At 28.7% G+C, this 13,545-nt stretch carries 15 protein-coding genes and 1 riboswitch; all 15 genes read left to right on the forward strand.

All coding sequences use genetic code 11. From position 1 onward, the window contains the following. Positions 1-12: 12 nt before the first annotated feature. Positions 13-114, forward strand: a riboswitch (purine riboswitch). Between the two features lie 86 nt (positions 115-200). Further along, on the forward strand, positions 201-1,595 hold the full coding sequence (locus AC4FQ1_RS00300; protein ID WP_303126887.1) for an NCS2 family permease: 1,395 nt from the start codon (positions 201-203) through the stop codon (positions 1,593-1,595). 64 nt (positions 1,596-1,659) lie between these two features. Next, on the forward strand, positions 1,660-2,487 hold the full coding sequence (locus AC4FQ1_RS00305) for an MBL fold metallo-hydrolase (RefSeq protein WP_491168614.1): 828 nt from the start codon (positions 1,660-1,662) through the stop codon (positions 2,485-2,487). 210 nt (positions 2,488-2,697) lie between these two features. Then, complete coding sequence (locus tag AC4FQ1_RS00310; protein ID WP_303126891.1) at positions 2,698-3,147, forward strand: MarR family winged helix-turn-helix transcriptional regulator; 450 nt, start codon at positions 2,698-2,700, stop codon at positions 3,145-3,147. A 10-nt stretch (positions 3,148-3,157) separates the two neighbouring features. Then, positions 3,158-4,135 (forward strand): beta-ketoacyl-ACP synthase III, encoded by a 978-nt coding sequence (locus tag AC4FQ1_RS00315; RefSeq protein ID WP_491168615.1) that lies wholly within the window; start codon positions 3,158-3,160, stop codon positions 4,133-4,135. A 63-nt stretch (positions 4,136-4,198) separates the two neighbouring features. Continuing rightward, positions 4,199-4,423 (forward strand): acyl carrier protein, encoded by a 225-nt coding sequence (locus tag AC4FQ1_RS00320; protein WP_024614533.1) that lies wholly within the window; start codon positions 4,199-4,201, stop codon positions 4,421-4,423. Positions 4,424-4,577: 154 nt separating this feature from the next. Then, a complete protein-coding gene (fabK, locus tag AC4FQ1_RS00325; protein ID WP_491168616.1) occupies positions 4,578-5,516 on the forward strand; it encodes an enoyl-[acyl-carrier-protein] reductase FabK in 939 nt (312 codons plus the stop codon). After that, positions 5,509-6,450, forward strand: a complete 942-nt coding sequence (gene fabD, locus AC4FQ1_RS00330) for an ACP S-malonyltransferase (protein WP_491168617.1) — start codon at positions 5,509-5,511, stop codon at positions 6,448-6,450. Before fabK ends, fabD begins: the two co-directional genes overlap by 8 nt. A gap of 9 nt (positions 6,451-6,459) precedes the next feature. Then, on the forward strand, positions 6,460-7,203 hold the full coding sequence (fabG, locus tag AC4FQ1_RS00335; RefSeq protein WP_491147276.1) for a 3-oxoacyl-[acyl-carrier-protein] reductase: 744 nt from the start codon (positions 6,460-6,462) through the stop codon (positions 7,201-7,203). Positions 7,204-7,216: 13 nt separating this feature from the next. Beyond that, positions 7,217-8,455: a beta-ketoacyl-ACP synthase II gene (gene fabF / locus AC4FQ1_RS00340; protein WP_491147274.1), complete on the forward strand. Its 1,239-nt coding sequence runs from the start codon at positions 7,217-7,219 to the stop codon at positions 8,453-8,455. Between the two features lie 11 nt (positions 8,456-8,466). Next, entirely contained in the window at positions 8,467-8,976 is a 510-nt protein-coding gene (accB, locus tag AC4FQ1_RS00345; RefSeq protein WP_491147273.1) for an acetyl-CoA carboxylase biotin carboxyl carrier protein, read from the forward strand. A 1-nt stretch (position 8,977) separates the two neighbouring features. Then, a complete protein-coding gene (gene fabZ, locus AC4FQ1_RS00350) occupies positions 8,978-9,400 on the forward strand; it encodes a 3-hydroxyacyl-ACP dehydratase FabZ (RefSeq protein ID WP_303126906.1) in 423 nt (140 codons plus the stop codon). Positions 9,401-9,409: 9 nt separating this feature from the next. Continuing rightward, a complete protein-coding gene (locus AC4FQ1_RS00355) occupies positions 9,410-10,762 on the forward strand; it encodes an acetyl-CoA carboxylase biotin carboxylase subunit (protein WP_491168618.1) in 1,353 nt (450 codons plus the stop codon). After that, the gene (gene accD / locus AC4FQ1_RS00360; protein ID WP_491168619.1) at positions 10,755-11,624 is read left to right on the forward strand and encodes an acetyl-CoA carboxylase, carboxyltransferase subunit beta; all 870 of its coding nucleotides are present in this window, start codon (positions 10,755-10,757) and stop codon (positions 11,622-11,624) included. The genes AC4FQ1_RS00355 and accD overlap by 8 nt, the downstream gene beginning before the upstream one ends. Next, positions 11,617-12,432 carry an acetyl-CoA carboxylase carboxyltransferase subunit alpha gene (locus AC4FQ1_RS00365; RefSeq protein WP_491168620.1) on the forward strand — a complete coding sequence of 272 codons (816 nt, stop codon included), beginning with the start codon at positions 11,617-11,619 and terminating at the stop codon, positions 12,430-12,432. Before accD ends, AC4FQ1_RS00365 begins: the two co-directional genes overlap by 8 nt. Positions 12,433-12,559: 127 nt before the next feature. Next, complete coding sequence (locus tag AC4FQ1_RS00370) at positions 12,560-13,519, forward strand: DUF4003 family protein (RefSeq protein WP_303126914.1); 960 nt, start codon at positions 12,560-12,562, stop codon at positions 13,517-13,519. Positions 13,520-13,545 lie beyond the last annotated feature (26 nt).

Genomic DNA, 13,545 nt, shown 5'->3' on the forward strand with positions numbered 1-13,545 from the left:
ATTTATGTATAATTAGAAAAAAATATGAAAACTCATATAAATCTGATAATAGGGTTCAGAAGTTTCTACGAAAAGACCAGTAATCTTTTCACTATGAGTAAATCTTAATGAAGTTTATCTTAACTAGCATTGGTTTATCTCTTTAAGCCTAGCTAGTTTTTTTATTGTCAAAAAAAGATAAACTAAAAGGAGGAACCTAAATGAAGAAATTTTTAGAAAATGTCTTTAAGCTGAAAGAAAACAAGACAAATGTAAAGAGAGAAGTTATTGGTGGTCTAACTACTTTTGTAACTTTTGCTTATGCATTACTTGTAATTCCAAACATACTAAAGGTTGGAGGAATGAATTCTTTAGGGCTTAAAGGAGACGCAGCAATGAATCTTACTATGGCTCAAGATCCAATTATTTCATCAGCGTTTGCATCTGTTTGTATAGCAGCAGCTGTTGGAACATTAATTATGGCATTTCATGCAAATTTACCTTTTGTACTGGCGCCAGGTCTAGGATTGGTATCATTTTTTGCATATAATATTTGTTTAAAGCTAGGTTTTACTTGGCAACAAGGATTAGCAGCAGTATTTATTTCAGGAATTTTATTTATAATTATTACGTTAACTTCAATAAGAGAGAAGATTGTGCAGGCTATTCCTAAAAATTTAAAATTTGCTATTACAGCAGGTATAGGACTTTTTATATCTTTAATAGGATTAAAAAGTGGTGGAATTATAGTTGCAAATCCAGGAACTTTAGTAGCCTTTGGTGATTTTACTAATAAAGCTGTTATTTTAACAATAATAGGATTAGTTATAAGTGTTATATTAATGGCAAGAAAAGTTACAGGAGCACTTTTAATATCAATAATAATAACAACTTTAATAGGAATACCTATGGGAGTTACTAATCTTACAGGAATTCACATATTCTCAATGCCTGTAATTGGAGATACATTTTTTGCAATGGATTTAAAAGGTTTATTAACAAGTAACGGTGGTGGTGTACTTGGAGCATTACTTACAGTTTTTATGGTTGTAATAACTTTAAGTTTAGTAGATCTTTTTGATACAATAGGAACTTTACTTGGAACTGCTCAAAGTTCTGGTATGGTTGAAGCTGATGGAGAAGTTAAAAATTTAAGAAAAGCATTAGCTTCAGATGCTCTTGGAACAACTTGTGGAGCAGTACTTGGAACAACAACTCTTGCAACAGTTGTTGAATCAGCATCAGGAATTGCAGCAGGAGCTAGAACAGGTTTATCAAATGTAATTGTAAGTATTATGCTTATATTATCATTATTCTTTAGTGGATTTGTTGGAATAGTTCCACAAAGTGCTACAGCACCAGCTTTAGTTATAGTTGGTATATTAATGATGAGTGCAGTTAAAGAAATAGATTTTTCAGATTTTACAGAAGCAGTACCATCTTTCTTTACAATAGCTATGATGCCTTTTACATATTCAATAGCTAACGGTATTGCAATTGGAATGATTTTCTATCCAATAGTTAAAATTGCAACAGGAAAAGGAAAAGAAGTTCATAAAATTTTGTACATATTTGCTATATTATTTATATTAAGATTTATCTTAATGCCAGATTAGCTTAATAAAAAGTGTTCCTGTATAATTTATACATGGACACTTTTTTATTTAGGGGTGATTAAAAATGAAGATAACTACAATAATAGAAAATAATTTAGGAGAAAATAAAGAATTAGAAAGTGAACATGGCTTATGTTATTTTGTAGAAGTTGATAATTTAAAAATATTATTTGATACAGGACAATCATCTAAGGCTTTATATAATTTCAAAAAGCTAGGCTTTAACACAAAAGAATTAGATTATATAATTTTAAGTCATGGACATTATGACCATGCTGGTGGATTAAGTTATTTTTTAAATGATGGATTTAATGGGAAAATAATAGTTGGAAATAATTTTTTTGAAAGAAGTAATAAGTGGCATACTATAAAAAATAAAAGTAAATACATAGGTATTGATTTTTGTTATGAAGATATAATAAATAAAGGAATAGAGGTTATAGAAGTTAAAGATAGCCTTAAAATAGGGGAAAAGTTATATTTATTATCAAATCTTTCAGAGGAGAAGGAAAAGAACAATTACAATGAAAAAAATTCTTTAGTTAGGGTGTTTAATAATAAATATGTTTTAGATAATTTTGCTGATGAGTTAGTTTTAATTGTAAATGAAGAAAAGATAAGTTTAATAACAGGTTGTTCACATACAGGAATATTAAACATAGTAAATAAGTCAGAAAAGTTTTTAAACAAAAATATTGATAATTTAATGGGTGGAATCCATCTTTCAAATAAATCTTATGATGAAAGTCTAAAAGTAGCTGAAAGTTTAAAAAAGTTTAATATAAGAAATTTTTCTTTTTGTCATTGTAGTGGGAAAGAGATAAGTTTAGCTTTAAATTCTTTAGGATACAAGGTGATAGAAGGAGTTACAGGAACAGTATATTTTTATTAATATACTGTTTTTTATTTTTTAAAGATAAATTTTATATAATAAAATATGGATTTTTTATACAAAAAGAAAAAATTTTATTGACAAATTAATTTGATTATATTATATTTTGATTATCAAAACATTTGATATAAAAAATATTTGACTCCATTGAAATAATAAAAGAAAATAATTATAGTATTATTTATATGATACATAAATGGAGGGTTAAAAATGGATAAAAGAAAAAAAATATTAAATGAATTATTAGTACAAATTTTTAATGACATACTTCAAATTGAAGAACAATCTTTAAAGCAAGGAGTAATTAATGATTTGTCAGTTACAGAAATACATACTATAGATGCTATAGGAATGTACACTGAAAGAACAATGTCAGAAGTTGCTCAAGACTTAAAAATAACAGTTGGTACATTAACAACAGCCATAAATAAATTAATCAAAAAAGGTTATGTTGAAAGAAAAAGAATAGAAGAAGATAGAAGAGTAGTTTTAATAAAGCTTACTAAAAAAGGAAAGTTAGCTTTTAGATTACATGAAAAGTTTCATAACGATATGATTAATAAAACAATAGAAGGTTTATCTGATTCAGAAGAAGAAGTTTTGATTTCTTCATTAGAAAGATTAAATGAGTTCTTTAAGAGGGAGTATAACTGTAATTAAGGAGACTATAATGAATAAAGTAAAAATTAAAGGAGTAGGTTCATATGTTCCATCTAGAGTAGTTACTAATGATGATTTAAGTAATTTAGTTGATACTAGTAATGAATGGATAGTTGAGAGAACAGGAATATATGAAAGAAGAATTTCTGAAGGGGAAGAGACTACAGATATTGCATATAAGGCAGCAAAAATTGCACTTGAAGATTCAGGTATTAAAGGAGAAGAATTAGATTTAATAATAGTTGCAACTATAACACCTGATTATTTTACTCCATCAGTAGCTTGTATGATACAAAAAAAACTTAACGCAAGAAATGCAACAGCTTTTGATATAAATGCAGCATGTACAGGTTTTATATATGCATTAGAAGTTGGAGAAAGTTTATTAAAAACAGGAAGGTATAAAAAGGCTCTTATAATAGGGGCAGAAACTCTTTCAAAAATAGTGGACTGGAATGATAGAAGCACATGTGTATTATTTGGAGATGGTGCTGGTTGTTGCATTATAGAAAATTTAAATGATTCAAAAAGTGGAATTATAAATACTTATTCAATATCAGAAGGAGAAAATGGTGATTCATTAATTTGCGGGGCAAATGATCTTATAAACCCTTTTGTATTAGAAAAAAAGGTAAAGAGTAAATATGTTTCTATGAATGGAAGAGAAGTATTTAAATTTGCAACAAGAGCTATGGTTGAAGCTGTAAAAAATGTGCTTGAAGGAACAGATTATACTTTAGAGGATATTGATTATGTAATTCCTCATCAAGCTAATTTAAGAATAATAGATTATGCAGCTAAAAAGCTCAAATTACCACTTGAAAAATTTTATACTAATCTTTCAAGTGTAGGAAATACATCATCAGCATCTGTGCCTATAGCTTTAGCACAGTTAAATAGTGAAAATAAAATAAATACTGGTGATTTAATAGTATTAGTAGGCTTTGGTGGTGGCTTAACTTGTGGAGCTACATTAATAAAGTGGTAGAAGAAAAGTTATAATAACAAAATTTTAGATAAATAAATTCGTAAATTATGGAGGTATTATATTATGATATTTGAAGAAATTAGAGAAGTAGTTTGTGATCAATTAGGAGTAGATGAAAGTGAAGTAACAATGGAAACAACTTTTGAGGATTTAGGAGCTGATTCATTAGATTTATTCCAAGTTGTTATAGAAATAGAAGAAAAGTTTGGAATTCAATTAGAAGATGCTGAAAGTATTAAGAGCATAAAAGATGCAGTAGAATATGTGGAAAAAATGAAAAATAATTAATTCTTAGTCATCTTAATCTGTTGCTCAATATAGTTTGAATTAGAGTTAACAGAATAGCTATAATAACCAAAAATCGGGATCTTTAATATAGAACCCGATTTTACTTATATAGAAGAGAAGTTAAATTATATAAGTAAATTTAGGAGGAAACTTAATGAGTAATAGAGTTTGTAAAATTTTAAATATAAAATATCCAGTATTACAAGGGGGAATGGCTTGGATAGCTGATGCATCCTTAGCAACAGCTGTTAGTGAAGCTGGAGGACTTGGAATTATAACAGGTACAGCACCAGTTGAATGGATAAGAGAAGAAATAAGAAAAGTTAAGAAAGCAACTAATAAACCATTTGGTGTAAATATAATGCTTATGTCTCCTCATGCTGAAGAAGTAGCAAAACTTGTATGTGAAGAAAAAGTTCCTGTTGTAACAACAGGTGCTGGTAGTCCAGGAAAGTATATGGAAATGTGGAAGGAAAATGGAATAAAAGTTATTCCAGTAGTTGCATCAGTTGCTCTTGCAAAGAGAATGGAAAAAATGGGTGCAGATATGATTGTCGCTGAAGGAACTGAATCAGGTGGTCATGTTGGTCAATTAACAACAATGACTTTAATACCACAAATTGTTGATGCAGTAAAAATACCTGTAATAGCAGCTGGAGGAATTGGTGATGGAAGAGGTGTTGCAGCATCCTTTATGCTTGGAGCTTCTGGAGTTCAAGTAGGAACTAGATTTTTAGTAGCTAAAGAGTGTACTGTCCATAAAAATTATAAGGAAAAAGTATTAAAAGCAAAAGATATTGATACAGAAGTAACTGGAAGACCAACTGGGCATCCAGTTAGAGTAATAAAAAATAAATTATCAAGAGAATTTCAAAAGCTTGAAAAAAGTGGTGCTCCTATTGAAGCTTTAGAAGAACTTGGTAGAGGATCTCTTCCAAAAGCCGCAAAGGATGGGGATGTTGTTAATGGTTCAGTAATGGCAGGACAAATTTCTGGATTAGTAAATAAGGAAGAAACTTGTAAAGAGATAATAGGAGATTTAATAAATGGAGCAAGTTGTACAATAAATAATTTTGGAGGCTTATATGAGTAGTAAAAATATTGCTATATTATTTGCTGGGCAAGGTTCTCAGTATATAGGAATGGGAAAAGATTTATACGAAAATATTGAAGAATGTAGAGAAATTTTTGAAAATGGCGAAAAAATTTTAAATATGAACATTAAACAATTAATATTTAATGGTTCAGAAGAAGAATTAAAATTAACAGAAAATTCTCAACCTGCAATACTTTTAACATGTTTAGCAACTGTTAAGGCTTTAGATATTAATGGAATTTACGGAGATTATACAACAGGCCTTTCTCTTGGTGAATATGGAGCTTTAATATATGGAGGAGCTTTAGAATTTGAAGATGGTTTAAGGCTTGTTCGCGAAAGAGGAAAAATAATGGGTAGTTCACTTCCAAAAGGTCTAGGAAGTATGGCTGCAATACTTAAATTAAATTCAGAAAAAGTAAATGAATTGTTAGATAGAGCCTCAAAATTTGGAATAATTGAAGGAGCTAATTATAATTGTCCAGGTCAGGTTGTTGTATCTGGAGAAGATAAAGCGATAGATGAATCTTTAAAAATAGCAAAAGAACTTGGTGGTATGGGAGTTAAATTAAATGTAAGTGGACCATTTCATAGTTCATTACTTGAAGATGCAAGTAAAAGATTTTTAGAAGAATTAAATAAAGTTAAATTTAAAAAATTTAATAAAGTAATTTATTCAAATACATTAGGAGTTCCTTTTAAAGAAGGAGATAATTTAAAAGAAATATTAAGTACACATATAAAAAGTGCAGTATTATTTGAAAATACAATTAGACATATGTTAGACAGTGGAGTTAATACTTTTATAGAAGTTGGACCTGGGAAAACTTTAAGTGGATTTGTAAAAAAAATAAATAGAAAAGTTAATATATATAACGTTTGTGATATGAAATCACTAAATGAAACAATAAATAAGATAAAGGGAATGTAGGAGGTTTTTATGTTATTAAAAGATAAATGTGCCGTAGTTACAGGTGCTTCAAGAGGAATAGGAAAGGCAATAGCTAAAAAGCTTGCATCACTTGGAGCTAATATAGTTTTAAATTATAGAAGTAATGATGAAGAGGCGTTAAAGGTACAAAAAGAAATATTAAATATGGGAGTTAATGCGATTTTATATAAATGCGATATAAGTGATAGTGAATCAGTTTTAGAGATGGTTAAAGAAGCTAAAGAAAAATTTGGGAAAATAGATATTATGATAAATAATGCAGGAATAACTAGGGATACTCTTATTCTTAGAATGAAAGAAGAAGATTTTGATAAAGTTATTGATGTTAATTTAAAGGGTGTATTTAATTGTTTAAAAGCTATAACACCAATAATGGTAAAACAAAAAGAAGGAAAAATAATTAATCTTTCTTCTGTTGTTGGATTAGTTGGAAATGTAGGTCAAGTAAACTATGCAGCATCAAAAGCTGGAGTTATAGGAATGACTAAATCATTAGCTAAAGAGGTTGGAAGTCGTGGTATAACAGTAAATGCTGTTGCACCTGGATTTATAGATACTGATATGACAGATGTTTTAGGTGAAAAATTTAAAGAGGAAACTAAGAAAAATATACCACTTAAAAGATTAGGAAAACCTGAGGATGTTGCAAATGTTGTTGCTTTCTTAGCATCAGATGAAGCCTCATATGTAACTGGTCAAGTTATGAATGTTGATGGCGGAATGGTAATGTAAAGGAGAAATACTTATGGAAAGAAGAGTTGTAGTTACAGGAATGGGAGCAATCACTCCTATTGGAAATAATGTAAATGATTTTTGGAGTAATGCAAAGATAGGTAAACTAGGAATAGATTTTGTAACTTTAGTAGATAAAGGTGAAGTAAGTGTAAAAGTTGCAGGAGAAGTTAAAAATTTTAACGCAGAAGAATTAATTGGTAAAAAAGAAAGTAAGAGATTAGACAGATTTTCACAATTTGCATTAGTTGCTGCTGATGAAGCAATAAAATCTGCTGGATTAGATTTAGATAACATGGATAGAAATAGAATAGGAGTAATTGTTGGTTCTGGTATTGGAGGATTCCAAACTATAGAAAGTGAAATAACTAAAATGGCAAGAGATTCAAAAAGAGTTTCACCATTTTTTATACCAATGGCAATTATAAATATGGCATCTGGAAATATATCTATAAAATATGGATTAAAGGGACCTTCAACATCAGTTGTAACAGCTTGTGCTACAGGAACAAATAGTATTGGAGAAGCTTTTAGACAAATAAAACATGGATATGCTGATTGTATGTTAGCAGGTGGAGTTGAAGCACCTATAACTAAAATAGGAATAGAAGGATTTGCAAGTCTTAAAGCTCTTAATTCTTCAAATAATCCAAGTAAATCATCAATACCATTTGATAAAAATAGAAGTGGATTTGTAATGGGAGAAGGAGCTGGAATATTAGTTTTAGAAAGCTTAGAATCAGCTAAAAAAAGAGGAGCTAAAATATTAGCAGAAGTTGTAGGTTATGGTAGTACATGTGATGCTTATCATATAACATCACCAGATCCAGAGGGAGAAGGGGCTTCACGTGCAATGCTTCAAGCTATAAATGAAGCTAATATAGATCCAAGTGAAGTATCCTATATAAATGCTCATGGTACATCAACACCTTTTAATGATAAGTTTGAAACAATTGCAATAAAAAGAACATTTAAAGATAATGCATACAAAATTCCAGTATCATCAACTAAGTCAATGACAGGTCATCTTTTAGGTGCTGCTGGAGGTATTGAAGCTATAATTTGTATAGAAGCAATAATTGATAATTTTGTGCCACCAACAATAGGATATGAAAATAAAGATGAAGAATGTGATTTAGATTATGTTCCAAATGAAGGAAGAAGCCATGAAGTTAATTATGCCTTAACAAACTCATTAGGTTTTGGCGGTCATAATGCAACATTATTATTTAAGAAATGGCAAGAAAAATAGGAGGATTTTTTATGAATATTAATGAGGTAAAGGAACTCATAGAACTTATAAATAATTCTGAACTTTCTTATTTTGAATTTAAAACAGAAGATTGTTTGTTAAAAATGGATAAATCCTTAACAAGAAACGTTGTAGAAGAAGTAAGAGAAGAAATAAAACATAATATAAAAGGCAAAGATTTAAATAAAGCTAACGAGATAAAAGATGATATAAAAACTGAAGAAAATAAAATAAAAAGCGAAGAAAAAATAGATATTATAGAAAAAGAAGATGTAGAAGGAATTATAGTAAAAGCTCCTATGGTTGGGACTTTTTATTCAGCTCCATCACCTGATAGCAATAATTTTGTAAGCTTAGGGGATAAGGTAAATAAAGGTGATACTTTATGTATAATAGAAGCTATGAAGCTTATGAATGAAATAGAAAGTGATTTTAATGGTAAAGTAGTTGAAATTTTAGCTGAAGATGGAGATATGGTTGAATATGGCACACCTTTATTTAAAATAAAGGAGGAATTATAAAATGTTAGGAATAAAAGAGATAAAGGAAATATTACCTCACAGATATCCTTTTCTATTAGTAGATAGAATAACTGAATTAGAAGAAGGTTTAAGGGTAAGTGGTTATAAAAATGTAACAGCTAATGAGCAATTTTTTCAAGGACATTTTCCAGAAGAACCTGTAATGCCTGGAGTTTTAATACTTGAAGCTATAGCTCAAGTTGGAGCAGTTGCTATTTTAAAAAAGGAAGAATTTAAAGGGAAAATTCCACTATTTGCTGGTGCAGATAAAGTTAGGTTTAGACAAAAGGTAGTTCCTGGAGATAAGTTAGAATTAACTTGTGAAATAATAAAACTTAGAGGTCCAGTGGGAATTGGAAAAGGAATTGCTACTGTAGATGGAAAGAAAGTATGTGAAGCAGAAATAATGTTTGCTATAGGATAGGTGAAATTTATGTTTAAGAAAGTATTAATTGCAAATAGAGGCGAAATAGCAGTTAGAATAATAAGAGCTTGTAAAGAGCTTGGAATTTCAACTGTAGCTGTATATTCAGAAGTTGATAAAGAGGCACTTCACACACAACTTGCAGATGAAGCTATATGTATTGGACCATATGCTGCAAAAGACAGTTATTTAAATATAAAAAATATACTAAGTGCATGTGTGCTTACAGAAGCAGATGCTATTCATCCTGGATTTGGATTTCTTTCTGAAAACTCAAAGTTTGCAAAGATGTGCAAAGAATGTAATATAAAATTTATTGGACCAGATTATACATCTATTGAGCTTATGGGTAACAAAGCTAAAGCAAGAGAAATTATGAAGTCAGCTAATGTACCTGTAGTACCAGGTTTTGAAGGTATTATAAAAGATGAAAAACATGCATTAAATATTGCAAAAAATATAGGATATCCAGTTATGATAAAAGCAGCAGCTGGTGGTGGAGGAAAAGGTATAAGAATAGCCTTTAATGATGAAGAATTTAAAAAAGGATATAATACTGCAAAATCAGAAGCATTAGCCTGTTTTGGTGATGATACATTATATATTGAAAAATTTATTGAAAAGCCAAGGCATATAGAATTTCAAATATTAGCCGATGAATATGGAAATATAGTTCATTTAGGAGAGAGAGAATGTTCTCTACAAAGAAAAAATCAAAAAGTTTTAGAAGAGGCACCATCATCAGTTTTAACAGATAAACTTAGAAGTGAAATGGGTGAAGTTGCTAAAAGGGCAGCAAAGGCTTGTAATTATAAAAATGCTGGAACTATTGAATTTTTAGTTGATAAAAATAATAATTATTATTTCATGGAAATGAATACAAGAATACAAGTTGAACATCCAGTAACGGAAATGGTTACAGGAATAGATATTTTGAAAGAACAAATAAAAATAGCTAGTGGTGAAAAATTATCATTTAAGCAAGATGATATAAAAATAAAAGGCCATGCGATTGAATGTAGAATAAATGCTGAAGATCCTGAAAATGATTTTAGACCTTGCCCAGGATTTATAGATGAACTTTATATACCTGGAGGTATTGGCATAAGACTTGATTCAGCAATATATTGTGGATACAAAATACCACACTGTTATGACTCAATGCTTGCAAAACTTATTGCTTATGGAAAAACAAGAGAAGAGGCAATAATTAGAATGAAAAGAGCTTTAAGTGAATTTGGAATTGGAGGAGTTAAAACTAATATTGAATTTCAATATTCGCTTTTAGAAATGGAAGAAGTAATAAAAGGTGAATATGATACTGGATTTTTAGGAAATAAGATGGTGAAGAAAGATGCTTAAGGATTTATTTAGCAAGAAAAAAAATTATGGAACTATAAAAAAAGCAAATGTTGAAGAAAGTTTAAAGCCTAATATTCCTTCAGGAATGTGGACTAAGTGTGAAGCTTGTCATTCAATAATATATTATGAAGACCTTGTAAGTAATAAACATATTTGTCCAAAGTGTAATTATCATTTTAGACTTAAAGCTAATGAAAGAATAAAAATGTTTTTTGATAAAAATTCTTTTAAAGAATTTGACAAAGATTTAAAAACAAAAAATCCGTTAGAATTTGAAGGGTATTACAAGAAGTTAGCTAGTGCTAAAGTAAAAACAGATAGTACAGAAGCTGTAGTTACAGGTGTTGGACTTGTAAATGGAATAAAAATTTGTGCTGGTATTATGGATAGTTTCTTTATGATGGGGAGTATGGGAACTGTTGTTGGAGAAAAGTTAACAAGAATGATTGAATATGCAATAAATAATAGTTTACCAGTTATAATTTTTACAGCATCAGGTGGGGCAAGAATGCAAGAAGGTATTTTTTCTCTTATGCAAATGGCTAAAGTAAGTGCAGCTTTAGCAAAATTAAGTGATGCAGGACTTTTATATATAACAGTAATTACAGATCCAACAACAGGAGGCGTTACTGCAAGTTTTGCTATGGAAGGGGATATAATATTAAGTGAGCCTAATGCATTAATTGGCTTTGCAGGGAGAAGAGTTATAGAAAATACTATAAAAGAAACTTTGCCTGATAATTTTCAAAAATCAGAGTTTTTATTAGAAAAAGGATTTATAGATAAAATAATAGATAGAACAGAGTTAAGAACATATGTATATAAAATATTAAAGTTACATGGGGTGGAAGGCTATGAATAGAAGAATGGCAAAAAATATGAAAGCATGGAGCAAAGTTTCTATTGCAAGACATAAAGATAGACCTACAGGTAAGTTTTATATAGATAACATATTTAATGATTTTATAGAGTTTCATGGAGATAGAAATTTTGGTGATGATAAAGCTATAATAGGAGGAATTGCAGAAATTGAAGGAATTCCAGTTACTGTTATAGCTATAACTAAAGGTGAAAATACAAAAGAGAATATAGAAAGAAATTTTGGAATGCCAAAACCTGAAGGTTATAGAAAAGCACTTAGACTTATGAAACAAGCAGAAAAATTTAACAGACCTATAATATGTTTTATTGATACCCCAGGAGCATTTTGTGGAGTTGATGCTGAGGAGAGAGGTCAAGGTTCTGCTATTGCTATAAATCTTTTTGAAATGAGTAAGCTAAAAACTCCTATAATTTCTATAATTACAGGAGAAGGTGGAAGTGGAGGTGCTATAGCACTTGCAGTTTCAGATTCAGTTGGAATGCTTGAACATTCAATTTATTCTATTTTATCACCAGAAGGATTTGCATCAATATTATGGAAAGATTCAAATAGAGCAGAAGAAGCTGCAGAAGTTATGAAAATAACTGCTCAAGATTTAAAAGATTTTAAAATTATAGATTTTATAATAAAAGAACCAAATGGGGGAGCTCATAAAAACCCACAAAGAATTTTAAAAAGTTTTAAAAAAGCTATAATTTTAGAACTTGAAAAATTCAAAGATTTTGATAAGGAAGAACTTATAAAAAAAAGATATGCTAAATTTAGATCATATGGCGCCAATTTATAAAAATAATAAAAAGAATTAGAATAAGCATTTTATTCTAATTCTTTTTAAATTTTAATCATATTATTGACATTGAGATTATATTAGAAATAATATATAATTATATAAATAATTTTATGAGGATGATGAAATGGATATTGAGCTGAAAGAGAAAGTAAGAATTTTTATTGACCTTACTAATGAATTAAAGAAAAATTTTAAGTGGGATAAGAAAGAAATAAATTTCTTAGGAGCTTTGATAGGAAATGAAGCAGGTTTCGAACTAAATGAACAAAATATTAGAACTATAAGAAAACATATCAGGAAAAATACTAAGTTTAATTCTAAATTCAGAGGTGAGTTTAAGAATGTTTTCTCTATTCTTATGAGCAATAGAAAAGACTATGATAAAGTTTTTAAAAATGTAAAATATATAAATGAGTTATTAGTAGACAGAGGATTTTTAGATAATAAAAATACTTTATATACGTCTCTTTTATTAGCAAAGAAATTTGATGAAGAAGAACTTGAAGAAGTCTTAAATAAATTGCTTACAGTAAAAGAAAGATTAAGTGAGACAAATTATAAATTTTTTGAAAAAGATAATTATTTGTCCTATGCTTATTTAAGTATTGAATATGATAATTTTGATAAATTAATAAAAGGAATTGAATATATAGATTCAAAGCTAAAAAATATAACTTTAAAAGAAGTTAAAAGTTTAAATTTATTTTATTTAGCATTGCTTGCAACAAATACAGAACTTGAAAACAAAATAGAAAAAGCTTTGAAAATAAGATGTAATTTAATAGATAATTACAATTGTGTAGATGATAACATATACCCGTTTTTAGGACTAGCATCAAGTTTTGTAAAAAATGATGATGTGTTTTCACAAGGTGTATGTGATATATATAATATGTTGCTTGAAGAAGAAAATTTTAAAAGTACTGGATTATCTGATAATACTATCTTAACAATTTCATTAAGCATTACACTTATGAGATACTTAGAATACATTAAAGGTGATATAATAGATGTAGATACTATGGAAGAAGATGATCTTATATATTTAATTGAAGAATATATAGTTTTTTCTATAATTTTATAGATTAATTCCTTTAGAGGACGGAGATG

The organism is Clostridium sp. TJA020, from assembly GCF_058310295.1.